Annotated in this window: 22 protein-coding genes and 1 tRNA gene; 8 read left to right on the plus strand and 15 right to left on the minus strand. The window is 62.8% G+C overall.

All coding sequences use genetic code 11. The annotated features are described in order from the left end of the window. Positions 1–102: 102 nt before the first annotated feature. Positions 103–462 carry a DUF1428 domain-containing protein gene (locus SJI03_RS05910; RefSeq protein WP_070258351.1) on the plus strand — a complete coding sequence of 120 codons (360 nt, stop codon included), beginning with the start codon at positions 103–105 and terminating at the stop codon, positions 460–462. 84 nt (positions 463–546) lie between these two features. On the opposite strand, the gene pabB is transcribed toward SJI03_RS05910, so the two are convergent. The 3 genes from pabB to SJI03_RS05925 all read right to left on the minus strand — a co-directional run bounded on the left by pabB (position 547) and on the right by SJI03_RS05925 (position 3,824). After that, positions 547–2,391 carry an aminodeoxychorismate synthase component I gene (gene pabB, locus SJI03_RS05915; protein ID WP_322426552.1) on the minus strand — a complete coding sequence of 615 codons (1,845 nt, stop codon included), beginning with the start codon at positions 2,389–2,391 and terminating at the stop codon, positions 547–549. A gap of 21 nt (positions 2,392–2,412) precedes the next feature. After that, the gene (slmA, locus tag SJI03_RS05920; RefSeq protein ID WP_034752791.1) at positions 2,413–2,988 is read right to left on the minus strand and encodes a nucleoid occlusion factor SlmA; all 576 of its coding nucleotides are present in this window, start codon (positions 2,986–2,988) and stop codon (positions 2,413–2,415) included. Between the two features lie 101 nt (positions 2,989–3,089). Continuing rightward, on the minus strand, positions 3,090–3,824 hold the full coding sequence (locus SJI03_RS05925) for a pyrimidine 5'-nucleotidase (protein WP_322426553.1): 735 nt from the start codon (positions 3,822–3,824) through the stop codon (positions 3,090–3,092). Between the two features lie 95 nt (positions 3,825–3,919). Between SJI03_RS05925 and SJI03_RS05930 the strand changes: the two genes are divergently transcribed. Then, entirely contained in the window at positions 3,920–4,789 is an 870-nt protein-coding gene (locus tag SJI03_RS05930) for a TraB/GumN family protein (protein WP_322426554.1), read from the plus strand. 67 nt (positions 4,790–4,856) lie between these two features. Here the strand turns inward: SJI03_RS05930 and SJI03_RS05935 are convergent. After that, positions 4,857–4,931, minus strand: a tRNA-Thr gene (locus SJI03_RS05935). Between the two features lie 65 nt (positions 4,932–4,996). Further along, entirely contained in the window at positions 4,997–5,890 is an 894-nt protein-coding gene (gene argB / locus SJI03_RS05940; protein ID WP_010393729.1) for an acetylglutamate kinase, read from the minus strand. A gap of 231 nt (positions 5,891–6,121) precedes the next feature. On the opposite strand from argB, the gene SJI03_RS05945 reads away from it, so the two are divergent. The 3 genes from SJI03_RS05945 to SJI03_RS05955 all read left to right on the plus strand — a co-directional run bounded on the left by SJI03_RS05945 (position 6,122) and on the right by SJI03_RS05955 (position 10,656). Further along, positions 6,122–6,319: a cysteine-rich CWC family protein gene (locus tag SJI03_RS05945; RefSeq protein ID WP_322426555.1), complete on the plus strand. Its 198-nt coding sequence runs from the start codon at positions 6,122–6,124 to the stop codon at positions 6,317–6,319. 97 nt (positions 6,320–6,416) lie between these two features. Beyond that, the gene (locus SJI03_RS05950; protein WP_099377736.1) at positions 6,417–9,473 is read left to right on the plus strand and encodes a response regulator; all 3,057 of its coding nucleotides are present in this window, start codon (positions 6,417–6,419) and stop codon (positions 9,471–9,473) included. Positions 9,474–9,504: 31 nt separating this feature from the next. After that, entirely contained in the window at positions 9,505–10,656 is a 1,152-nt protein-coding gene (locus SJI03_RS05955) for a response regulator (RefSeq protein WP_099377737.1), read from the plus strand. Here SJI03_RS05955 and SJI03_RS05960 read toward each other — a convergent pair. Next, positions 10,649–11,908: an alpha/beta hydrolase family esterase gene (locus SJI03_RS05960; RefSeq protein WP_233516114.1), complete on the minus strand. Its 1,260-nt coding sequence runs from the start codon at positions 11,906–11,908 to the stop codon at positions 10,649–10,651. The two genes, SJI03_RS05955 and SJI03_RS05960, sit on opposite strands and share 8 nt — an antisense overlap. Before the next feature lie 54 nt (positions 11,909–11,962). Then, a complete protein-coding gene (locus SJI03_RS05965; protein WP_034783786.1) occupies positions 11,963–12,376 on the minus strand; it encodes a CopG family transcriptional regulator in 414 nt (137 codons plus the stop codon). 278 nt (positions 12,377–12,654) lie between these two features. Here SJI03_RS05965 and SJI03_RS05970 point away from each other — a divergent pair, with 278 nt between their 5' ends. The 3 genes from SJI03_RS05970 to SJI03_RS05980 all read left to right on the plus strand — a co-directional run bounded on the left by SJI03_RS05970 (position 12,655) and on the right by SJI03_RS05980 (position 14,873). Beyond that, entirely contained in the window at positions 12,655–12,888 is a 234-nt protein-coding gene (locus SJI03_RS05970; protein WP_322426556.1) for a DUF1289 domain-containing protein, read from the plus strand. Between the two features lie 8 nt (positions 12,889–12,896). Further along, on the plus strand, positions 12,897–13,820 hold the full coding sequence (locus SJI03_RS05975; RefSeq protein ID WP_322426557.1) for an MBL fold metallo-hydrolase: 924 nt from the start codon (positions 12,897–12,899) through the stop codon (positions 13,818–13,820). A gap of 99 nt (positions 13,821–13,919) precedes the next feature. Next, positions 13,920–14,873, plus strand: a complete 954-nt coding sequence (locus SJI03_RS05980; protein WP_099377741.1) for an NAD(P)H-dependent flavin oxidoreductase — start codon at positions 13,920–13,922, stop codon at positions 14,871–14,873. 48 nt (positions 14,874–14,921) lie between these two features. Here SJI03_RS05980 and SJI03_RS05985 read toward each other — a convergent pair whose 3' ends face one another. From SJI03_RS05985 to SJI03_RS06020, 8 genes are all read right to left on the minus strand, one after another. Beyond that, the gene (locus tag SJI03_RS05985) at positions 14,922–15,503 is read right to left on the minus strand and encodes a hypoxanthine-guanine phosphoribosyltransferase (protein ID WP_099377742.1); all 582 of its coding nucleotides are present in this window, start codon (positions 15,501–15,503) and stop codon (positions 14,922–14,924) included. Between the two features lie 63 nt (positions 15,504–15,566). Beyond that, entirely contained in the window at positions 15,567–16,823 is a 1,257-nt protein-coding gene (locus SJI03_RS05990; protein ID WP_322426558.1) for a phenylacetate--CoA ligase family protein, read from the minus strand. Next, positions 16,820–17,179 (minus strand): MmcQ/YjbR family DNA-binding protein, encoded by a 360-nt coding sequence (locus SJI03_RS05995; RefSeq protein WP_322426559.1) that lies wholly within the window; start codon positions 17,177–17,179, stop codon positions 16,820–16,822. The genes SJI03_RS05990 and SJI03_RS05995 overlap by 4 nt, the downstream gene beginning before the upstream one ends. Positions 17,180–17,196: 17 nt before the next feature. After that, entirely contained in the window at positions 17,197–18,042 is an 846-nt protein-coding gene (locus SJI03_RS06000; protein ID WP_099377745.1) for an ABC transporter ATP-binding protein, read from the minus strand. A gap of 67 nt (positions 18,043–18,109) precedes the next feature. Next, entirely contained in the window at positions 18,110–19,429 is a 1,320-nt protein-coding gene (locus SJI03_RS06005; protein ID WP_034752814.1) for an ABC transporter substrate-binding protein, read from the minus strand. A 65-nt stretch (positions 19,430–19,494) separates the two neighbouring features. Beyond that, on the minus strand, positions 19,495–20,553 hold the full coding sequence (locus SJI03_RS06010) for a branched-chain amino acid ABC transporter permease (protein WP_034752817.1): 1,059 nt from the start codon (positions 20,551–20,553) through the stop codon (positions 19,495–19,497). Positions 20,554–20,596: 43 nt separating this feature from the next. Further along, positions 20,597–21,493, minus strand: coding sequence for a branched-chain amino acid ABC transporter permease (locus SJI03_RS06015; RefSeq protein WP_322426878.1), 897 nt, complete (start codon positions 21,491–21,493; stop codon positions 20,597–20,599). Positions 21,494–21,512: 19 nt separating this feature from the next. Then, a complete protein-coding gene (locus tag SJI03_RS06020) occupies positions 21,513–22,328 on the minus strand; it encodes an ABC transporter ATP-binding protein (RefSeq protein WP_035828489.1) in 816 nt (271 codons plus the stop codon). Positions 22,329–22,334 lie beyond the last annotated feature (6 nt).

The raw sequence follows: 22,334 nt of genomic DNA on the forward strand, positions 1-22,334 counted from the left end.
AAGCAGGCTTGATCGCCTGCTTTTTTTTAATGCCGCGCTTGTCGTCTTGCCATCATTGTCCTAAGCTGGTTGTTCGCGTTTGTCACAACCAAGGAGAACATCATGGCGTATGTCGATGGATTTGTGGTACCCGTACCGAAGGCCAAGCTCGATGCCTATCTGGCCATGTCGCGCAGTTGCGGCGCCGTCTGGCGCGAATATGGCGCGCTGGAATTTCGCGAATGCGTGGGCGACGATGTCAAGCCAGGCAAGCTGACTTCGTTCCCGCAGGCGGTGGACTTGCAAGATGGCGAAGTGGTGGTGTTTTCCTGGATCGTGTATGCGTCGCGCGCCAAGCGCGATGAAATCAACGACAAGGTCATGAAAGACCCGCGCCTGGCCGAGATGATGGACCCGGCCAAGCTGCCGTTCGATGGCAAGCGGATGATCTACGGCGGTTACGAGATGCAGGTAGATCTCTAGCGACTGAAACAGTCCATGGCGGCGTTGCAATGCCTCGTCGTGCCGTTGCACTGCCTTCGGCAATGTGCCTTGCCTTGAACGGTTTCAGGCGCTAGCGATAATATGTGCCGGCAGCGCCCCGCGCAGCGCATTGCACACGACGATCGCATCGGCCCGCGCCAGCATGGCGCGCGTGATGATGGTTTCCTGCGCGTTCCAGGCGGGATCGGCCAGCATGGCGGCGCGCTGCACGCCGGGCAGCAGGCCGCAGGACAGGGGCGGCGTGTGCCAGCGGCCGTCCAGGCGGACGAAGACATTGCTGCGTCCGCCCTCGGTCAATTCGCCCCGTTCGTTAAAGAACAGCATGTCGAAGCCGCCTTGCGCTTCGGCCGCGCGCCAGGCCGCATCGTAGCGCGCGCGCACGCTGCTCTTGTGACGCAGGAACAGGTCGTCGGCAGTCGTGGCGTCGGGCGCCAGCAGGATGTTGACTGTCTCCGGCAAGGCGGTGAGGGCACCGCTTTGCGTCGTAAACCGGCCATCCTGGCGCAGCGCCAGGCGCAGGCGGAACGGGACATCATCGGGGCGTGCTGCGCAGGCTGTCTGCAGCGCGGCGCGGGCGGCATCTTGGTCCCAGGTAAAACCGAAGTAGGCGCAGGAGGCGGCCAGGCGTGCCAGGTGGCGCTCTTGCTGGCGGCAGCCATCGTTGCGGCTGGCGTGCAGGGTCTCGAACAGTTCGAAGTCGTTCGTGAGGCCCGTGAGGAAGCGGGCCTTGAGCTGGCATTCCGCAAATTCCTCGTGCGGGTCGCTGTCCAGGACGATACCGGCGCCCACGCCCATCTCGCCGCGCCGGATGCCGTCAGGGCCAGCCGGCTGCAAGGCCAGGGTGCGGATCGGCACGGACATGCAGAAATCGCCCACGGCGTGGGCGGCGCCGGCGGCTGGCGGATCGAACCAGCCGATGGCGCCCGTGTAGATGCCGCGTGGCGCTGGTTCCAGTTCGGCGATGATTTCCATGGTGCGGCGTTTTGGCGCGCCCGTGATCGAGCCGCATGGATACAAGGCCTGGAAGATGTCGGCCAGGCTGGCGTCGCCGCGCAAGCGCGCCTGCACGGTGGAGGTCATTTGCAGCACGCTGCTGTAGCGCGTCACCTCGAACAGGGCCGGCACCTTGACGGAGCCCGTGACGGCGATGCGGCCGATATCGTTGCGCAGCAGGTCCACGATCATCAGGTTTTCCGCGCGGTTCTTCGGATCGGCAGACAAGGCCGCGGCGCGGCGCGCGTTTTCTGCCGTTTGTTCAGGCGGGGCGGCCGGCGCCGTGCCCTTCATGGGACGCGCCATCAACTCGCCCTGCGCATGGCGCACGAACAGTTCCGGCGACAGCGACAGCAGGGCGCCGCCATCGGGCAGCATTACCAGCGCGCCGTAGGGCACGGGCTGGCGCGCACGCAGCCGCGCATACAGGGCCAGGGGCGAGCCGAAAGCATCGAAGCGCAAGCGATACGTGTAGTTGACCTGATAGGTGTCGCCAGTCACGATATAGTCGTGGATGCGGTGCAGTGCCTGCGTGAATTCGGCTTGATCCACGTTCGCGCGGATATCGGCCACGCCGGCCGGCGCGGCGTCCGCGCTGACGCGCTCGTCCAGCCACTGCGCCACCTCGTCCTGCGACAGCTGCGTGCAATGCTCGAAGACGAGCACTTGCGCCAGCGGCGGCGCGTTGATGCCTGCCGCGCGCGGCGGCATGGCCAGCAAATGCGCGCCCAGCTCGTAGCTGCACACGCTGACGGCGTACTGGCCGCGATGTAAGGCCTCTTGCAGCCCTTCAAGCAGGGCCGGCCACTGTCGCCCCTCGGTGCACTGCAAGACTGCCGCCAGGCCCGTGTACAGGCGCGAACCGGCGCCCGGAGTGCTGGCGTCGTCGAGCAGGGCGAAACAGTCGGTGTGCATGGGGACAGCCGCAGCGGTGACTTACCCCAGCAGCATGGCGATTTGCAGCGCCGCTTCCTGGGAGGGATTGATCTTGAAGCCGCTCTTGGCGTAGCGGTGCCAGCGTCCGATGACGAAGCTGACGATCAGGGTGGCGCGCGCCGCCACTTCGCTTTCCTTGCCATGGCCCTCGGCGGCGGCCACGCGCAAGGCCTGCTTGAGCGCCAGTTCCACGCGGTCGTAGAACTGGTTCATGCGCACTTGCAGGCGCTCGTCCTCATTGACCAGCGCATCGCCGATCAATACGCGCGTCATGCCCGGATTGCTGATGGCGAAATTGAGCAGCATGCCGATGATGTCGCGCGTTTGCGTCATGCCGTCGCTGTGCTTTTCCGCGATCTGGTTGATCAGGCCGAAGACGCTCGACTCGATGAATTCGATCAGCCCTTCGAACATTTGCGCCTTGCTGGCGAAATGGCGGTACAGGGCCGCTTCCGACACGGTCAGTCTGGCTGCCAGTGCGGCAGTGGTGATCTTTTCGCCTTTCGGCTGCTCCAGCATTGCGGCGAGGGCCTGAAGAATTTGTAGCCTGCGTTGGCCCGGCGGTGTGCTTGCCATATTTTCTCTTGTCGTTAAAAAAAATGCTGCCTTGATGGGAGGTCCGTCACCGCCGCTAGCGGTGCGGCTTCCGGCGTCAACCGGAAGCCCAGGAGTCCCCTTCAACGCAGACGGTGAAGGCGGCGTGCCAAATGCCGGACAGATTTTACTTTGACATCGACATAAGCGGGGCGATTTAACGCCTTGGGCAACTTCGCCACGCCGATCGGATCGGCCATTTTCAGGTATTGCGTGACCCAGGCCGTGCGCAGGCCCAGTTTTTTCGCACCCTTCAGGTTGGCCAGGGTGTCTTCCACCAGGATGCAGCGGCCAGGGCGGATGTGGTGCTTGCGCATCAGTTTGCGCAGCATCAGGGTCGATGGCTTGGGCCGCAGCTGGCGGTGCACATGCATCGCTTCGATGGCGACGTGGTGTGAAAAATGCTGGCGCAAGCCCAGGTGGCGCATCACGTCGCTCGAATAGCGCAGCGGCGCGTTGGTGAGTAAAATTTTACGGCCAGGCAGGCGCTTGAGTAAAGCCCCCAGCCCCCGCTCGGCGCGTATCATGGCCGGCAAATCGTCGAACGCGTGCGTCTCGTGCAAAAAATGCGCGGCTTGCACCTGGTGGTGCTTGACCATGCCCAGCAAGGTGGCGCCATAGCGGCGCCAGTAGGCCGCGCGCGCCGCATTGACGATGGCTTCGTCGGCCGGCGTGACGCCATCGCCCAGCACGCGGGCAATATACGTGTTCATATTGGCCGTGATGGTGGGGAAGATGGCATACGAGGCATTGTGCAGCGTGTTGTCGAGGTCAAACAGCCAGACCGGCGACGAGCGGTTAAGATGGGACACAGGCACAGGAGTCTTTAGGCAAGATGATAAGCAGGATGAAAAATTCAACAATCAGGAAAACCATGCGACGCCAGATTATAGTGATGTTTTGCGGATTATTCTTGCTGCCGTTGCCGGCGGCCTTTGCCGAAGCGCCGCCCGTGGCGCAAAACCGGGGCGCCCTGTTCAAGGTGCAGGATGCCAGCCATACCCTGTATCTGTTCGGTACCATCCACGTCGGCGCACCCGACTTTTATCCGCTCGAGCCGACCGTGACGCAGGCGCTGCATCAGGCTGGCGCGCTGGCGCTGGAGATCGATCCGGGCGCCGATCCGCGTGCCGCCCTGGGCGCCGTGCTGAAATACGGCATGGAGGCGCCGGGCAGCAAAGTACCTACCGATTGCCGCCAGACCCTGGCGCCACGCCTGGCGCCGCTGTTGCAAAAATACGGCATTCCAGCCGAGTCGGTGGCGCCGATGAAGCCGTGGATGCTGGCCAGCATGCTGGCCATCGGCGAATTTTCCACCCTGGGCTACCGCTCCGACCTGGCCGTCGACAATTATCTGTCGCAGCAGGCCAGGGCGCGCAAGATCCCCGTGCTGGAGCTCGAATCGATGGAAGGCCAGATGGCGCTGTTCGGCGCCATGTCGCCGGTAGACCAGTGCCGCTTCCTGGAAGACGGCGTGGCGTCGATCGAGGATCAGGAACAAAGCCAGGAAGCGCGCGACATCGCCAACGCATGGCGCACGGCCGACGCGGCCGCCTTCAACAAGCTGGCGGCCAAGGCGGCAACAGACCCCTCGTTCGCCGCGCAGTTCGTGCAAAAGGTATTGTTAGATGGCCGCAACCCGGCCCTGGCCGACGGCATCGCCAACTTGCTTGCGCGCGAAAAGTCCAGCCTGGCCGCCATCGGCGTGCTGCACCTGGTCGGAACGAAAAGCGTGCCGGAGCTATTGCGTCAGAAGGGCTTGAAGGTCGAGCGGGTGTATTAGCGCTGAATGTACGGCGAGGAAGGACAACGCCGCCATGGACAGTTTTTTAGCTGCGGGGAAAGGATACTGGTGCCCTTGACGTGGATCGAACACGTGGCCTCTCCCTTACCAAGGGAGTGCTCTACCACTGAGCTACAAGGGCAAATTAAAAGCGGCGCCAGGTGATCTGCGCCGCCAAACTACTCGCTGTGATGCATTGCGATTTTTTTAGTGCGAACGGATCATAGTACCAAAAGCCTGCTCGGTCAACACTTCCAGCAATAATGAGTGTTCGATGCGGCCGTCGATGATGTGCACGGTGTTCACGCCGGACTTGGCGGCGTCGAGCGCGGACGAGATCTTCGGCAGCATGCCGCCCGAGATCGTGCCATCGGCGAACATCTCGTCGATTTCACGTGCCGACAGGTCGGTCACCAGGTTACCCTGCTTGTCCTGGACGCCAGCGATGTTGGTCATCATGATCAGTTTTTCCGCTTTCAGGATTTCCGCGATCTTGCCGGCTACCACGTCGGCGTTGATGTTGTAGGCCTGGCCATCCTGGCCGAAACCGATCGGCGAAATGATGGGAATGAAGGCGTCGTCCTGCAGCGCCTTGACGACGGCCGGGTTGATCGCGTCGATCTCGCCGACGAAGCCGATATCGAGGAATTCGCCCGGATGTTCGCGGTCCGGCATCTGCATCTTGCGCGCGCGGATCAAGCCGCCATCCTTGCCCGTCAGGCCCACAGCCTGGCCGCCGTAATGGTTGATCAGCATGACGATATCCTGCTGCACTTCGCCGCCCAGCACCCACTCCACCACTTCCATGGTTTCTTCATCGGTGATGCGCATGCCTTGCACGAAGGTGCCTTGCTTGCCGATTTTTTTCAGCGCATTATCGATCTGCGGTCCGCCGCCGTGCACCACGACAGGGTTCATGCCGACCAGCTTGAGCAGGATGACGTCGCGCGCGAAGCCGTGCTTCAGGCGTTCGTCCGTCATGGCATTGCCACCGTACTTGATGACGATGGTCTTGCCATGGAAATTGCGGATGTAGGGCAGGGCCTCGGCCAGAATCTGCGCCTTGATTTGTGGCGACACCGCCGTCAAGTCGTCATTCATGTCCAGGTTCAAGTTAGCTAGTTGATTCATGGCGAGTCCGGAAAATAGATTTGTGAGATTTTACAGGGAAGAAGAAAATCTTGGAGGCATTATAGGGCGATCTTGTTGTATTTTCCCTGATGATCCTATAGTCTGGCCCGATATGTTCCCCAGCCAGCCCTTTTACTGCCAGTTACATCTGCGTCGCATCCCGGCGCAGCATGACACACACTTGCCAATTCACACACAGCCATGAGCCAGTGCACTCTCTGCGACGCCACCTTCCAGTGTGGCCAGCGCGATCCGGACGCCAAGGAACCCTGCTGGTGCGTGGCCCTGCCGCCAGCCGTTCCCGTGCCCGGCAGCGCCGCCGCGGGCTGCTGGTGTCCCGCCTGCCTGCAAGCCCATATCGCCAGCTTGACGCCCCCGGCAGCAACGCCGGCCAAATAAGCGTATCGGCGCGCTTTTTCCTTTGCAAAAGACCTTGCATTTTGTAGGGGAATACGTTCAGACTTCGGTTTTTAAGAATTTCTGATAGGAAACCCTCATGCGTTTCAGGGATATCCGCATCGGCGTGCGCATCAATGCCGGTTATGCCATGTTGATCGTGCTGATGCTGGTCGTTATCGTCCTGGCGGGGAGCCGCATCTATGCCATCCGCGCCGAGACCGACGATATCCTGCAGCGCGACTGGGTCGCCGCCAAGGCGACCAGCAAGATCCACGGGCTGGCGCGCGAGGCGGCCACGCGCATCGGCAACCTGCCGAACCAGCACGAGCCGGCGCTGCGCCAGGCGAACCAGGCGCGCCTGGAAGCGATCAAGCAGGGCATCGATGAGCAGGTGCGCATTCTCGACGGTCTCGATGCGCGGCCCGAGGAACGGCGCCTGCTGGAACAGATGCACCTGGCCCGCGCCGATTACTATGTTTCGCTCAAGACGATGTTCGAACTGATCGAGCGCGGCGAGGATGCCCGCGCCGAGCAGGCCATACAGACGCAGACCTTGCCGGTGCTGGAAAAAGTGCTGCTGTACGTGGGCCAGCTCGACGACCTGCAGCAGCAGCTGATCCGCGACAGCGCGGCCAGGATACGCAACGACATCGATACCTCGCTACTGCTGATGGGCGGCATCGGCCTGGCAGCCTTGCTGACGGGTCTCGCCTTTGCCTGGTCGGCGCGCTCGATCACGCGTCCGCTGGGCGAGGCGGTGGCGATCGCCACGCGCGTGGCCAATGGCGACCTCAGTTCCGTCATCGAAGTGACGTCGCGCGACGAGACGGGCGAATTGCTGCAGGCGCTCAAGGACATGAGCACCAGCCTGGCCGTCGAGCAGGACCTGCGCCACGCCGTCGAAGTGGCCGAGGATGCGACCAAGATGAAATCGGACTTCCTGGCCAATATGTCGCATGAAATTCGCACGCCGATGAACGGCATCATCGGCATGACCCACCTGGCGCTGCAGACGGACCTCACGTCGACCCAGCGCAACTACCTGGAGAAGGTGGAGTCGGCTTCGAAGAACCTGCTGGCCATCATCGACGACATCCTCGATTTCTCGAAGATCGAGGCGGGCAAGATGGCCTTTGAAAAAGTCGATTTCTTCCTCGAGGACGTGCTGGCGCAGATCGCCGACCTGTCCGTGATGCGTGCCCAGGACAAGGGACTGGAACTGCTGTTCGACATCGCCCCCGACGTGCCGAACGCCTTGCAGGGCGACCCGCTGCGCCTGGGCCAGGTGCTGATCAATCTCACCAACAACGCGATCAAGTTTACGGACAAGGGCGAGATCGTCGTCACCATCCGCTTGCAGCAGCTGGAAGAACGTGCGGCTGTCTTGCGCGTGGATGTGCGCGACACGGGCATAGGCCTGACGCCGCCCCAGCGCAGCAAATTGTTCCAGGCCTTCACCCAGGCCGACACCTCGACCACGCGCCACCATGGCGGCACGGGCCTGGGCCTGACCATCAGCAAGCGCCTGGTGGAAATGATGGAAGGCGAGATCGACCTGGTCAGCGAAGCGGGCGTGGGCAGCACCTTTTTCTTCACGGCCCGCTTCGGCCTGGCCGCCGTGCCGCGCGACAGCCTGCCGCAACTGCAGCATCAGCAGCAGTTCCAGGGCCTGCGCGTGCTGGTGGTCGATGACAACCCCAGTGCGCGTGAAATCTTCGTCAGCATGCTGACGGCGCTGGGCTTCGAGGCGCGTGCCGTGTCTGGCGGCGTGCTGGCCATCGGCGCCGTGGCGCAGGCGCGCGCCGAGGGGCGAGCGTACGGACTGGTACTGATGGACTGGAAAATGCCGGGCATGAACGGCCTCGATACCCTGGCCGGCATCCGCGCCGATGCCGCCGGCATCGATGCGACGCCGGCCTGCATCATGGTCACGGCCTTCCATCGCGAAGCGCTGCTGGAAGCGGCGCGCCAGCGGGACTTGCCGTTCGACGGCGTCTTGAACAAGCCGGTCAGCGCCTCGACCCTGCTCGACCAGATATCGTTCGTGTTTGGCGGTGTGACGGGACAGAGCCGCAAGACGCAGCGCCAGAGCAGCTACCGCGATGACGAGCGCGCCTTGCGCGGCGCCTGGCTGCTGCTGGTGGAGGATAATGAAGTGAACCAGGAAGTGGCACAGCATATTCTCAACGACGCCGGCATCCGCGTCGACATCGCCAGCAATGGCGCCATCGCGCTGGCGAAGATCGAGGAAAACGCCTATGACGGCGTGCTGATGGATTGCCAGATGCCGGTGATGGATGGCTACCAGGCGACGCGCAAGCTGCGCCAGGATCCCCGCTATTCGAATTTGCCCGTGATCGCCATGACGGCCAATGCCATGGTGGGCGACAAGGAAAAATGCCTGGATGCCGGCATGAACGATTTCATCGCCAAGCCGATCGACGTGGCGCAGCTGTTCGGTACCCTGGCGCGCTGGATCGCACCGGCCACGCCGCAGGCAATGACGGCGGTGATGCCGCAGCCGGAAGCGGAGCTGCCCGTGATCGCCGGCCTGAAAATGGCGGAAGCCATGCGTCGCGTGGGCGGCAATGCCGTTTTGATGCGAAAATTGCTGGACCGTTTTGTGGAAACCCAGTTCGACGCCATGCAGCGCATCATTGCCGCCATCGAGAACAACCAGCTGGAAACCGCGATCCGCGAAGCGCATACCTTGAAGGGCCTGGCGGGCAATATCGGTGCCGGTGGCCTGGCCGACAGCGCTGCGCGGGTCGAGCACTTGCTCAGCCTGGGTTCGCACGACGGCTTGCCGCAGGCGCTGGCCGCCTGCGCCCTGGCGCTCGACGAGCTGGTGCCGAAAGTCGTGCTGGCCATGCAGTCGCGTGGCAATGCGGCCGAGGCGGGCGGCGCGGCGGTGGCGTACGTGGCGCCGGTGGACCGGGCGCACCTGGAAGCGGGTTTGCGCGAATTGTCGCAGCTGCTGCTGCAGGACGATGCGCAGGCCGTCAAGCACCTGGACGGCATTGGCCCCGTGCTGGTCGCGGCCGGGCAGGCGGAACACGCGCGCCAGTTGAAGCGCATGCTGGGACAATACGATTTCGAAGGTGCGCTGGCGCAGCTGGGCGAGGTGGCCGATGCGCTGGAGCTGACACTGTGACAAGGATAACTATGCAGAGCGAAGGACGGGCATGAGAGCGCCGGCAAGCAAGCCAACCATTCTGGTGGTCGATGACACGCCAGACAATATCGACCTGCTGCGCGCGGTGCTGGAAGACGATTACCGCACCAAGATCGCCGTGAATGGCGAGCGCGCCCTGAAGATCGCCGCCGGCAGCGACCAGCCCGACCTGATCCTGCTCGACATCATGATGCCGGGCATGAGCGGCTACGACGTGTGCCGCGCGCTGAAGGCCGATCCCGCCACGGCCGGCATCCCCGTGATTTTTGTCACCGCCATGAGCGAAGTGGCGGACGAGCAGCTGGGCCTGGCCCTGGGCGCCGTCGATTACATCACCAAGCCGATTTCGGCGCCCATCGTGCTGGCGCGCATCAGGACGCAACTGGCGATGAAGCAGATGCAGGATTTCTTGCGCGACCAGAACCAATACCTGGAAACGGAGGTGGAGCGCCGCGTGCAGGAAGTGGCGGCGCTGCAGGACGTCACGATCCACGCCATGGCCTCGCTGGCCGAGACGCGCGATAGCGAGACGGGCAACCATATCCGCCGTACCTCGCACTACCTGAAGGCGCTGGCCGAGAAGGTGCGCGGCTTGCCGCGCTTCCGCGATTTTTTGACGGACAAGAATATCGAACTGCTGTTCAAGACGGCGCCGCTGCACGACATCGGCAAGGTGGGCATCCCCGACCATATCCTGCTCAAGCCCGGACGTTTCGAGCCGCACGAAATGGCCATCATGAAGACGCACACCACGCTCGGGCGCGACGCCATCCTGGCGGCCGAGCACGAGCTGGGCATCGAAGTCGATTTCCTCAAGTACGCGAAAGAGATCGCCTACAGCCACCACGAGAAATGGGATGGCAGCGGCTACCCGCAAGGCCTGGCCGGCGAAGCCATCCCGATTTCGGCGCGCCTGATGGCGCTGGCCGACGTGTATGACGCCCTGATCAGCCGGCGCATCTACAAGCAGGGCATGGACCATGCACAGGCCGTGCAGATCATCGTCGAAGGACGCGGTTCGCACTTCGACGCCGAGATCGTCGATGCCTTCCTGCAGATCCAGGAGCAGTTCATCGCCATCTCCACCCGCTATGCCGACGGCGTATGCGAGATCGCCGACAAGCAGCGGCAGATCGCGCCCTACACCGACAATATCAACTGACGGTCTTGAAGAAGCGCAGCATTTCCCGGCTCGCGTCCGGCCCTTTTCCATCCGTATAACTGCCGTTATGGCTGCCGCCGGACCAGGCATGGCCGGCGCCGTGGATGACCCAGTGTTCGCCCAGCGGGGAGCCATCGGCCTGGCTGTGCGTGGTGCGCGTGTAGCGGTGGCCATTCGGCACGCTGCCGTCGATGGATGCGGCCTTGGCCGCCTTGCCGCCTGCCTGGCTGCGCACGCCCTGGGCGATCAGTTCATCGCCATTGCGCGGATTGACGGTGGTGTCGCGGTCGCCGTGGAAGACGATGATGGGCACGCCGCCGGCCGGCGCCTTGCGCTGGGCATTGGGCATGGCGCCGCCCTTCATGGCGGCCAGCGCCGATGGCAAGTCCTGCGCCGAAGCGAAGGGCAGGCCTGAATGCACGCCGACGGCGGCAAACAGGTCCGGGTACAGGGTACCGACGATGACGGCCATGGCGCCGCCCGCCGACAGGCCGGCGACGAACACTTCGCGTTCATTCACTGGATATTCGTCGATGACTTGCCGGGCGATGCCGGCGATCAGCGATGGTTCGCCCTGGTCGCGCTGCTGGTCGATGGCATTGAACCAGTTCCAGCAGCGCGAACTGTTGGCGCCCTGCGTTTGCGCCGGGTAGACGACAAAGCATTCCTTTTCTTCGGCCAGCGCATTCATCTGCGTGCCGGCGGCGAAATCATCGGGATTTTGCGTGCAGCCGTGCAGCATGACGATCAGCGGCATGGCCTGGCCGTGATAGCTGCTGGGGATATACAGTTTATAGGAGCGCGTGCCCGCATGGTTGCGGTACACGCCGTCGATGAATTGCGCACCGGCCGGCATCTCCACCGGCGTGGCGGCCGGCGTGTTGAAGCCGGGCGGGTGGAAATTCGGCAGCTCGAAACTGGGCATGTCGAAGCTGTGCTGGCCCAGGCCGGCCGGCACGCCCAGGCGCGCCATGAAATCCTGCGCGAAGTCCTGCGCCGCCTGCGCGGGCGTGGGTGGCGCGGCGTCAGCTTGCGGCTGCTCGGCTCGGGCCTGCGCAGGTGGTGACGCAGGTGGTGGATTGATATCGCGCATCGGCTGCGGTGGCGGCGCTTGCGTGGCTGCCGCCGGCGGCGTCAGGCCGGCGGCAGACAGCGCCTGCTGGATCGCTTCGGTGGCGGCGGCGGGACCGCCGCCCATCAGATTGCGGGTTGCGGCGCGCATCTGCGCCAACATGTTGAGAGGTAGTTTCATGACCATCCTTAACGGTGCCGCGCATCGGCCGGGTCATCGCCGCGAACCAATACGCTAGTGAATTCGCCCTGCGAGCGCCGTCTTGACGACGGTGCTGGCGTGCAGGGCACCTAATACGAAAATCGACTCGATGGTGGCCAGTGCCAGTTCCACGGAGACGTCGCTGGCAATGCTGGCCAGTCCCAGCACCTGGATTTGCAGGCGCTGGCCGGCTGCCTGGATCGCTTCCAGGTCGGCGCGCGAATAATGCTGCATGCCCAATACCAGGCTTTTACGGGCGACGGTTTGTTTCACCACGTCGGCGTGGATACCCAGCTGGTTGCGTATGGCCGTACGGATCAGATCCGTGCGGTTGGAATAAAATCCTTCCTGGACCAGCAAATCGATCTGCCCCAGGTCGATCAAGCCGAGGTTGATCGTGATTTTCTCGGATTCCCCAATTTTGGGCTTGCTGTCTTGCTTGGCCATATCTCTCCAAAAACTCCACGTGGCATCCATTTGCCATCTGTATGGATGGTAGTATAGTTGTGTAGTATCTCAAGTCAAGCAGGATTTGGTCTGATAACGCTGTAGGACGGGCACCCGCAGAGTGAGAATGGGCTGCAAAATAAATTGCCAGAAAATGATTTTTTGATCATGTTTTCACTTGAAACTTTATTCACAGAAACATTGCATGGCGATGCCGCCGACTCGCCGGCGCGGTTTCGCGGCATAATGAAAGCCTTCACGTTTACCGATGCCGCTCCATGATGGTCGCTACCCCACCTCCGCCAGCCGTTCCGCTCCCCTTGCCGTCACCGGTGCCGTCGCCCTGTGTCAGCCTGTGCAAGATGAACCGCAACAGCGGCTTGTGTGAAGGCTGCCTGCGCACGCTTGACGAGATCATCGCCTGGAGCAAGGCCGACGACGACTTCAAGCGCGCCGTGTTAGCCGAATTGCCAGGACGTGTATCCCTGCTCGACTTCGAGCCAGACTACTGAGGAAGCCCATGCCGCGATCGCCAGCGCTGTTCCCCGATGCCATGCAGGTGTTCGAACGCGGCTGGCTGTCGTCGAATAACATCCTGTTCCAGGGGCGGGACGACACGGCGCTGATCGACAGCGGATATGTCACGCATGCGCCGCAAACCCTGGCCCTGCTGCGCCACAGTCTCGATGGCCGGCCCCTGGACCGCCTGTTCAATACGCATCTGCATTCCGACCATTGCGGCGGTAACGCGCTGCTGCAAGCGCAATACGGCTGCCACACGGCCATTCCCGTCTCGGAAGCGGACAAGGTGCGCGCGTGGGACGTCGATGCCCTCAGTTTCCAGGCCACGGGCCAGCAATGCCCGCGCTTCGGCTTTGACGCCACCGTCTCGCCGGGCGACATGTTGACGTTGGCCGACATGCGCTGGCAAGCGCTGGGCGCACCGGGCCACGATCCGCACTCGCTGATTTTTTACTGCGCCGACGAGGGCATCCTGATCTCTGCCGACGCCCTGTGGGAAAACGGTTTTGGCGTGATCTTTCCCGAACTCGATGGCGGCTCCGGTTTTCTGGAAGCGCGCTCCACGCTGGACCTGATCGCCGGCCTGGACGTGCGCGTGGTGATTCCCGGCCATGGACGGCCATTCCAGGACGCCGCCGGCGCCCTGCAGCGCGCCTGGTCGCGCCTCGATTACCTGGCGTCCGATCCCGTGCGCAATGCGCAGAACGCGGTAAAAGTGCTGCTCAAGTTCCTGCTGCTGGAACGCCAGCGCATCGCCATCGCCGAGATACCGGCGCTGCTGCGCGGCATGCCCATCTTCGAAGAGGCCAACCGGCGCTTTCTGCGCCAGGAAGCGGCCGCGCTGGCCGAGTGGGCCGTGTCGCAGCTGGTGAGGGCCGCAGCGGCACGGGTCGAGGGTGAGTACTTGCTTAACAAAGGCTGAAACGGTCAGGCGATAAATTCAGCACGATCGTACTTTTTCTGCACTATAATCAACGTTCAGTGTATTTCTCATCCCGATCAACTTTCCAGCGAGTCCGCCATGGCATTGCCTGTTGCGTTGCAAAACCTCTCCTTACCCGTAATCGCCTCGCCGATGTTCATCGCCAGCGGCCCGGCCCTCGTCGCGGCACAGTGCAAGGCCGGCATCGTCGGTTCCTTCCCGGCCCTGAATGCGCGACCCGCCGAATTGCTCGACACGTGGCTCACGGATTTGCAGGCCGAACTGGCTGCCTTCCAGGCCGCCAATCCGGACAAGAAGGTCGGGCCGATCGCCGTCAACCAGATCGTGCACCAGTCGAATGACCGCCTCGCGCATGACGTGGCAGTGTGTGTGAAACACCAGATCCCCATCATCATTTCCTCGCTGCGCGCGCCGCCGAAGGAAATGCTCGACGCCATCCACAGCTATGGCGGCATCGTGCTGCATGACGTGATTTCGATCCGCCATGCGAAAAAAGCGCTGGAAGCCGGTGTCGATGGCTTGATCCTGGTGGCCAGCGGCGCCGGCGGCCATGCGGGCACCCTGTCGCCGTTCGCGCTGGTGGGCGAAGTGCGAAAATTCTTCGACGGTCCGCTGGCGTTGTCGGGTTCCATCGCCACGGGCGACGCCGTGCTGGCCGCGCAAGCCATGGGCGCCGACTTTGCCTACATCGGCTCGCGCTGGCTGGCGACCAAGGAGTCGAACGTCAGCGAGGGCTACCGCGACGCCATCGTTGATTCCAGCGCGGCGGACATCGTCTACACGAACCTGTTTACGGGCGTGCACGGCAATTACCTGAAAAAATCGATCGAAGCGGCCGGACTCGATCCGGAAGCGTTGCCCGAAGCGGACAAGAGCGCGATGAACTTCGGCTCGGGCAGCGCCAAAGCCTGGCGCGACATCTGGGGCGCGGGCCAGGGTGTGGGCTTGATGGATGACGTGCCGAGCGTGGAAGAGATGGTGGCGCGCCTGAAAGCCGAATACGATGCGGCGCGCGCGCGCTTGAAGCTGTAACCTTGCTGCTGCCGGATGACGCGGCATGTCGCGTCATCCAGGCCATCCTTATTCCTGCTTCAAATCCTCGGGCTTGATGGCCCACAGGCCCGGCAGGTTGCGCCAGTAGCCATACGCATCCATGCCGAAGCCGACGACGAAACGGTTCGGGATCACCAGGCCGACGATGTCGGCTTGTACCGGCTTCTTCTTGCCGATGGCCTTGTCCGCGAACACGGCCAGGATGACTTCCGAGGCACCCATGTCCAGCAAGCGCTGTTTGACGTGCGCCAGGGTCTCGCCTTCGTCCAGAATATCGTCGAGCACGATGACGGTGCGGCCCGCCACGTTCGAACGGGGGATGACTTTCCACACCACCTCGCCACCCTTGTCGTCGTCGCCGTAGCGGCTGACATGGATGTAGTCGAATTCGAGTGGAAAGCTCAGTTGTGGCAGCAGGTTGCCCGTAAATACAACGGCGCCGCCCATCACGCCCAGCACCAGCGGGAACTCTTTCGAGTCCTCGGCGTTGAAGCGCGTGTTGAGCACATCGGCCATGCGCGTGATCGACGCCTGCACGGCGTCTTGGTCGAACAGCAGTTCCGCGTTCTTGATCAGGTCACGGGCACGGTTGTGATGAAATTCTTGCATGGACTCTTGCATGGCGATGAATGGGGCTGATGGTCAATGCCGGTATTATCCCGCAAATCGGCCTTATTTGTAATCGCGCATGTCGTCGATGATTTTCCCATCCTGCGCCAGGCTGCCCACGGCCACGAGCAGCACATCGCCGCGCAGCTTGGTCAGTTCGCGGATCGAACCGATGATGGCTTCGGTGCCGCTGGCGTCCGTCGGATCGTCGACTTCGCAATGCAAAGTCATCTCGTCGTTGGCCATGCGCCCCGACACCACCAGCCGCGCCTTTTTGATGTGCGGGTGGCGGCGCGCGATCTCATGCACCTGCGATGGGTGCACGAACATGGCGCGCACCTTGGTGGTTTGATCGGCGCGCCCCATCCATCCCTTGATGCGCGTATTCGTGCGGCCGCACGGCGACTCCGGCGCGTCGATCAACACGGCCGACAGATCGCCCGTGGCGAAGCGGATCAGCGGATAGTCGGCATTGAAGACGGTGACGACGACTTCGCCCACTTCGCCCGGCGCGACGGGAATGCCGCTGCCGGGATGGACGATTTCCAGCAGCACGTTTTCGTCCACGACCATGCCGGGATTGAGCTTGCCATTGCTGGCCGTTTCATAGGCGATGCTGCCGATATCGGCCGAGGCATAGGTCTGGAACACGTGCGGCACGCCGTTTTCGGCAAACCAGCTGCGCAGGGACTCGGGCAAGGCTTCCGCGCCCATCACGGCCTTGGTGACGCTGCTGATGTCGGCGCCCATCTCGCGCGCTTTTTCGATGATCAGTTTCAGAAATGACGGCGTGCCGATATACGTGTCGGGCTTCAGGTCGGCCATCGCCTGCACCTGCATTTCCGTCTGTCCGATACCGGCCGGGATGACGGTGCAGCCGATGCGCGCGGCGCCCCCTTCGACCATGAAGGCGGCCGGCGTGAAGTGATACGAAAAGCAGTTTTGCAGCAAGCCGCCGGCGCGCACGCCGGCCGCATACATGGGACGCGCGAAGCGCCACCAGTCGGGGCCGCGGCCTTCGGGATCGAAGATGGGGCCGGGCGAGACGAACACGCGCGACAGGGCGTTTTTCGGCGTCGTGTTCAAGCCGCCGAACGGCAGCGCGTCGTGCTGCAATTGCTTGAGGTCGGACTTGCGCGTCACGGGCAGCTGCGCCAGCGCGGCGCGGCTGGTGATGTCGGCTGCGTTGACGCCGTCGAGGATGCGGGCCCAGCCCGGCGCCTTTTGCGCGCGCGCGATCAGCTGCGGCAGGCCAGCCATCAATTCGCGTTCGCGCGCTTCGGGGGCGCGTGCTTCCAGACTATCGAGCATATCGGTCATGTTGCTGATTCTCCAATGTCACGTTGCATTTTTTTCGTCAGTCCCGCAACAATCAGGCTGTATGAGCGCTGCAGCAGGGTAGCCATTTCGTCGTCGTCGAGGGCGTCTGGGCTGGCGACCAGCACCCATTTGGCCCGCGCCAGGTAGGGCGCCGGGCGAAAGCCGGGACGGTCCGTCAATTCCAGGAAGCGTTCCGCATCGACCTTGAAGCTCATGCCGCGCGTGCTGTGCGCTTCCGCGCCGCACAGGGCGAACAGGCGGCCACCGACGGAAAACGCCAGCACGTTGCTCCACTTGATGTCTTCTGTCGCGCCGGGAAAGCCGCGGCACACTTGCTTCGCCCGTTCCAGATCCATGACGGCAACTCCCGATGTCAGGCCAGCCAGCGCTTGCGGCGGCGGTAGAACTTCATGTCGCGGAAGCTCTTGCGCCCGGCACTGGACACGCCCAGGTAAAACTCTTTGACGTCTTCGTTGCTGGCCAGTTCCTGCGCTTGCCCTTCCATCACGACCCGTCCGTTTTCCAGGATGTAGCCGAAGTCGGCGTAGCGCAGCGCCACGTTGGTGTTCTGCTCGGCCAGCAGGAAAGAGACGTTTTCCTTGTGGTTCAAATCCTTGACGATGCCGAAGATCTCTTCAACGATCTGCGGCGCGATGCCCATCGACGGTTCGTCCAGCAAAATCATCGACGGCTTGGCCATCAGCGCGCGGCCGATGGCGCACATCTGCTGCTCGCCGCCCGAGGTATAGCCGGCCTGGCTGCTGCGCCGGGTTTTCAGGCGCGGGAAATAGTGGTAGACCTTTTCCAGCGCGTCTTTCAGCTCGCCGCGCGAGAGGCTGCGCGTGTAGGCGCCCGTCAGGAGGTTTTCCTCGATGGTGAGGTGGCCGAAACAGTGGCGCCCTTCCATCACTTGCGACAGGCCCCGCTTGACCAGTTCATTCGGCGTCAATTGATCCACGCGCTCGCCCTTGAACTGGACTTCTCCCTTGGTGACGTCGCCCCGTTCGCCGCGCAGCAGGGTCGAGATGGTCTTCAGGGTGGTCGACTTGCCGGCGCCGTTGGCGCCCAGGAGCGCCACGATCTTGCCTTGCGGGACTTGCAGCGACACGCCCTTCAGGACCAGGATCACATGGTCGTAGATGACTTCGATATTGTTCACCGACAGGTAGGGCGGCGGCGTGTCCGCCTGGGGCGGGGCTTGCGTGGCAGTGTGGGTCATGGCTGCTTCTTTAAAATGTTAAACACGGGACCGGCGGTAGCCGGTCCGGTTCCTCTCGCCTACTGCATTACTTCATGCACGCCGGCGTGATCTTTTTCTCTTCGGCGTACTTGCCCGACGATTCCTCGACCAGTTTACGCACCAGGGCCTTGTCGCCGACGATCCATTTCGGCGTGATGGCGGTCCATTTCTTGCCATCCCACTGCTGCACTTTCACGGCGCCCGAGCCTTCATGGTCATCGCAGCTGGTTTTCACGGTGGGGAACATGCCCAGCGCGCCCACGGCCTTCTGGCGCGCATCGTCGACGTTCAGGTTTTCCAGGCCCCAGCGCATCTGCTCGCCCGTGATCGGTTTGCCCTTGCCGAATTTTTCCTGCGCCACGCGGATCGCTTCGACCCACAGGATGCCGGCCGTCACGCCGCGCATGTGGTAGACGGAGCCGATGCGCGACTGGTCGGACAGGTTGCCCTTGCCGGACGCGTAGAGTTTCTTGCGGATGTCGTCAAGCACGGGGTAGTTGCCCGGCGTATTGAACGTCATCGCCGTGTAGCCCTTGGCCGCATCGCCCGATGGAATCGTGTCTTCCTCGGAGCCGGCCCACCAGACTCCCAGCATTTTGTCGCGCGGGAAGCCGTTGCGCTGCGCCGTCTTGATGGCAACGGAATTCATCACGCCCCAGCCCCACAGGATCACGTGGTCCGGTTTGGCCTGGCGGATCTGCAGCCACTGCGATTGCTGTTCGCTGCCGGGCGGCGCGACGGGAATTTTCACCAGCTCGAAGCCGTACTGTTTCGACAGCGCTTCCAGCACGGGCAGCGGTTCCTTGCCGAAGGCCGAATCGTGGTACAAGTGGACGATTTTTTTCCCTTTCAGCTTGTCCATGCCGCCATCCTTGTCGCCAAGGTATTTGATCATGGCGGCGGCCTGGCTCCAGTAGCTGGAGATCAGCGGATACACGTAGGGGAAGACCTTGCCGTTGGCGGCGTCCGAGCGGCCGTAGCCGATCATCGTCATGGGGATCTTGTCTTGCGCCACGCGGTCCAGGATGCCGTAGGCGACGCCCGTGGACAGGGTTTCGACCAGGGTGGCGCCGCCCTGCTTGGTTTTCAGGCGTTCATAGCATTCGACGCCGCGCGACGGGTTGTATTCCGTTTCGCATTCTTCCCAGCTGATCTTGACGCCATTGACGCCGCCGGCCTGGTTGACCAGGTTGAAGTAGTCGATGATGCCGCCGTAGAAACCGGAACCGCCAGCCGCGTAGGGACCCACGCGGTAGGACGGCAGGGCGATGTACTGTTCCTTGTCCTGCGCCTGAGCGCTGCCGGCCATGGTGAGTGCGGCACTGGCGATGGCGGCGGCCAGCATGAGCGATTTGATGTGTTTCATTGTGTGTCTCCTCTTGTTTTATTTGATTTCAAGTCAACCGACATCAGACTGCAAGGTACAAATTCCTAGTGCGGGAAAGGCCACAGGCGTAATTTCTCTTTCGCGATCTGCCACAGCCTGGCCAGGCCGTGCGGTTCGACGATCAGGAAGAAGATGATCAGCGCGCCGAACACCATCAGTTCCAGGTTCGAGGCCACGCTGGTGGGCAATGCCAGGCCATGCGCGATGGTGTTCAGGAAGACGGGCAGCAGCACGATGAAGGCCGCGCCGAGGAAGGAGCCGAGAATCGAGCCGACGCCGCCGATGATGATCATGAACAGGATGCGGAAGGACAGGTCCAGGTTGTACGCTTCCGGCTCCACCGTGCCCAGGTAGGCGTAGGCATACAGCGCGCCGGCCACGCCGCAATAGAACGAGCTGACGGCGAACGCCAGCAGCTTGGTGCGCATCAGTCTGAAACCGATCACTTCGGCCGCCATGTCCATGTCGCGCACGGCCATCCACGAGCGACCCACGTTCGAGCGGATCATGTTCTTGGCCAGCAGTGCCATGCCGGCAACGATGGCCAGCACCAGCAGGTATTTGCTTTGCGGCGTGTCGAACTGGTAGCCGAGGATGGTCATCTTCTGCACCGTGATCACGCCCGAGGAACTGTAGTTGGTCAGATACGGGATCTTGGTCAGGCACCAGACGACAAAAAACTGCGTCGCCAGGGTGGAGGCGGCCAGGTAAAAGCCGCGGATGCGCAAGGAGGGCAGGCCGAAGGCGATGCCCACCATGGCCGCGCACAGGCCGCCGAGGATGAAGGACACCAGCAGCGGCAGGCCAGGCAGGCGGGCCATGAAGTTATACGAGGCAAAGGCGCCCACGGCCATGAAGGCGGCCGTGCCCAGCGACAGCTGGCCCGCGTAACCGGTCAGGATGTTCAGGCCCAGCGCCGCCAGGGCGAAGATCAGGAAGGGGATCAGGATCGCCGACAGCATGTAGGGCGAGGCGAAATACGGCAGGAGGAAGACGGCGACGAGGAGCGTGGCCGTCAGCGCCAGGCGGTCTTGCCGGATCGGGAAAATCTGGTTGTCAGCCTGGTAGCTGGTCTTGAATTGTCCTGCTTCACGGTAAATCATGGCGTGTCCTTTGTGATGGGTGCATCGTATGCATGGTGCGGCGTCAGATGCGCCGGATGATCTTCTCGCCGAACAATCCTTCCGGACGCACCAGCAGGAACAGCAGGGCCAGCACATACGGGAACCAGCCTTCGATGCCGCCGCCCACCATCGGGCCGAGGTAGACTTCGGCCAGCTTTTCCGACGCGCCGATGATCAGGCCACCGACGATGGCGCCCGGTACCGACGTAAAGCCGCCGAGGATCAGCACCGGCAGCGCTTTCAGGGCGATGAAGGTGAGGGCGAATTGCACGCCGTTGCGCGCGCCCCACAGCAAGCCGGCCACCATGGCCACCAGGCCCGCCACGCCCCACACCACGGCCCAGATGCGCTGCAGCGGGATGCCGACCGCCAGCGCCGCCTGGTGGTCGTCGGCGACGGCGCGCAGGGCGCGGCCCACCTTGGTTTTCGAGAACAGCAAGGCCAGGCAGATCACCAGCAGCGCGCAGATGCCGGCCGCCACCATGTCGAACTGCGAGATGATGATATTGAAATGCTCCATCAGGAAGGGCATCGGTACGTCTTCGATGGGCAGGTCCAGCTTGTGCACCTGCGAGCCCCACATCAGCTGCGCCAGGCCTTCGATGAAAAAGGTCAGGCCGATGGTGGCCATGAACAGCGTGATTTCCGGCTGGTTGACGAGCGGGCGCAAGACCACGCGTTCAATCGCCATGCCCAGCACGATCATGGTCACCATCGTCAGCGGGATGGCCAGCCACAGCGACAGGCCGAACTTGTCCATGATGCCGACGCAGGTGAGGGCGGCGAAAAATACCATCGCTCCCTGCGCGAAGTTGAACACGCCCGAGGCCTTGTAGATCAGCACAAAACCGATCGCCACCAGCGCGTACATGACGCCCGACAGCAGGCCGCCGATCAGCACTTCAAAGAAAAAATTGATATTCATTGCTATTCCTCGTCTAGTGCGCCACACCTAAGTAGGCGTTGATGACATCCTGGTTGCTGCGCACCTCGTCGGGCGTGCCGTCGCCGATCTTCTTGCCGTAATCGAGCACCACCACCCTGTCGGAGATATCCATCACCACGCCCATGTCGTGCTCGATCAGCACGATGGTCGTGCCCAGCTGGTCGTTGACGTCGAGGATGAAGCGGCACATGTCCTGTTTTTCTTCCACGTTCATGCCTGCCATGGGTTCGTCCAGCAGCAGGATGTCCGGTTCGGCCACCAGCGCGCGGCCTAGCTCCACCCGCTTTTGCAAGCCGTAGGGCAGGCGCCCCACGGGCGTCTTGCGGATGGCCTGGATTTCCAGGAAGTCGATGATCTCTTCGGCCTTCTTGCGGTGCTCGATTTCCTCGCGCCGCGCCGGGCCCCAGTACAGGGCTTGCAGCAGGAAATTCGACTTCATCTTCAGGTTCCTGCCCGTCATGATGTTGTCCAGCACCGTCATGCCCTTGAACAGGGCGATGTTCTGGAAGGTGCGTGCGATGCCGGATTTGGCGGCCGCATAGCAATCCATGCCGCGCCGGTGTTCGCCCCGGTAGATGATTTCGCCCTGCTGCGGGCGGTACACGCCGTTGATCACATTGAGCATCGAGCTTTTGCCGGCGCCGTTCGGGCCGATGATGGCGCGGATTTCATGCTGCTTGACGTCGAACGAGATGTCGGTCAGCGCTTTCACGCCGCCGAACGACAGCGAGATATTCTTCAGGTCGAGGATCACGGGACCCGTCTTGCGGGCCGTGCCGAAATGGGCGTCGGGTTCGTTCATTTGCATCGTGCT

Origin of the sequence: Janthinobacterium sp. GMG1 (genome assembly GCF_034427795.1) — a bacterium.
In the GTDB taxonomy this organism is placed as follows: Bacteria; Pseudomonadota; Gammaproteobacteria; order Burkholderiales; family Burkholderiaceae_D; genus Janthinobacterium.

Excerpts from the sequence above, each read along its gene's own strand:
- SJI03_RS05910 (WP_070258351.1), top strand. The coding sequence starts at position 103 with ATGGCGTATGTCGATGGATTTGTGGTACCCGTACCGAAGGCCAAGCTC.
- pabB (WP_322426552.1), bottom strand. The coding sequence starts at position 2,391 with ATGCACACCGACTGTTTCGCCCTGCTCGACGACGCCAGCACTCCGGGC.
- slmA (WP_034752791.1), bottom strand. The coding sequence starts at position 2,988 with ATGGCAAGCACACCGCCGGGCCAACGCAGGCTACAAATTCTTCAGGCC.
- argB (WP_010393729.1), bottom strand. The coding sequence starts at position 5,890 with ATGAATGACGACTTGACGGCGGTGTCGCCACAAATCAAGGCGCAGATT.
- SJI03_RS05945 (WP_322426555.1), top strand. The coding sequence starts at position 6,122 with ATGAGCCAGTGCACTCTCTGCGACGCCACCTTCCAGTGTGGCCAGCGC.
- SJI03_RS05950 (WP_099377736.1), top strand. The coding sequence starts at position 6,417 with ATGCGTTTCAGGGATATCCGCATCGGCGTGCGCATCAATGCCGGTTAT.
- SJI03_RS05955 (WP_099377737.1), top strand. The coding sequence starts at position 9,505 with ATGAGAGCGCCGGCAAGCAAGCCAACCATTCTGGTGGTCGATGACACG.
- SJI03_RS05960 (WP_233516114.1), bottom strand. The coding sequence starts at position 11,908 with ATGAAACTACCTCTCAACATGTTGGCGCAGATGCGCGCCGCAACCCGC.
- SJI03_RS05965 (WP_034783786.1), bottom strand. The coding sequence starts at position 12,376 with ATGGCCAAGCAAGACAGCAAGCCCAAAATTGGGGAATCCGAGAAAATC.
- SJI03_RS05970 (WP_322426556.1), top strand. The coding sequence starts at position 12,655 with ATGATGGTCGCTACCCCACCTCCGCCAGCCGTTCCGCTCCCCTTGCCG.
- SJI03_RS05975 (WP_322426557.1), top strand. The coding sequence starts at position 12,897 with ATGCCGCGATCGCCAGCGCTGTTCCCCGATGCCATGCAGGTGTTCGAA.
- SJI03_RS05980 (WP_099377741.1), top strand. The coding sequence starts at position 13,920 with ATGGCATTGCCTGTTGCGTTGCAAAACCTCTCCTTACCCGTAATCGCC.
- SJI03_RS05985 (WP_099377742.1), bottom strand. The coding sequence starts at position 15,503 with ATGCAAGAATTTCATCACAACCGTGCCCGTGACCTGATCAAGAACGCG.
- SJI03_RS05990 (WP_322426558.1), bottom strand. The coding sequence starts at position 16,823 with ATGACCGATATGCTCGATAGTCTGGAAGCACGCGCCCCCGAAGCGCGC.
- SJI03_RS05995 (WP_322426559.1), bottom strand. The coding sequence starts at position 17,179 with ATGGATCTGGAACGGGCGAAGCAAGTGTGCCGCGGCTTTCCCGGCGCG.
- SJI03_RS06000 (WP_099377745.1), bottom strand. The coding sequence starts at position 18,042 with ATGACCCACACTGCCACGCAAGCCCCGCCCCAGGCGGACACGCCGCCG.
- SJI03_RS06005 (WP_034752814.1), bottom strand. The coding sequence starts at position 19,429 with ATGAAACACATCAAATCGCTCATGCTGGCCGCCGCCATCGCCAGTGCC.
- SJI03_RS06010 (WP_034752817.1), bottom strand. The coding sequence starts at position 20,553 with ATGATTTACCGTGAAGCAGGACAATTCAAGACCAGCTACCAGGCTGAC.
- SJI03_RS06020 (WP_035828489.1), bottom strand. The coding sequence starts at position 22,328 with ATGCAAATGAACGAACCCGACGCCCATTTCGGCACGGCCCGCAAGACG.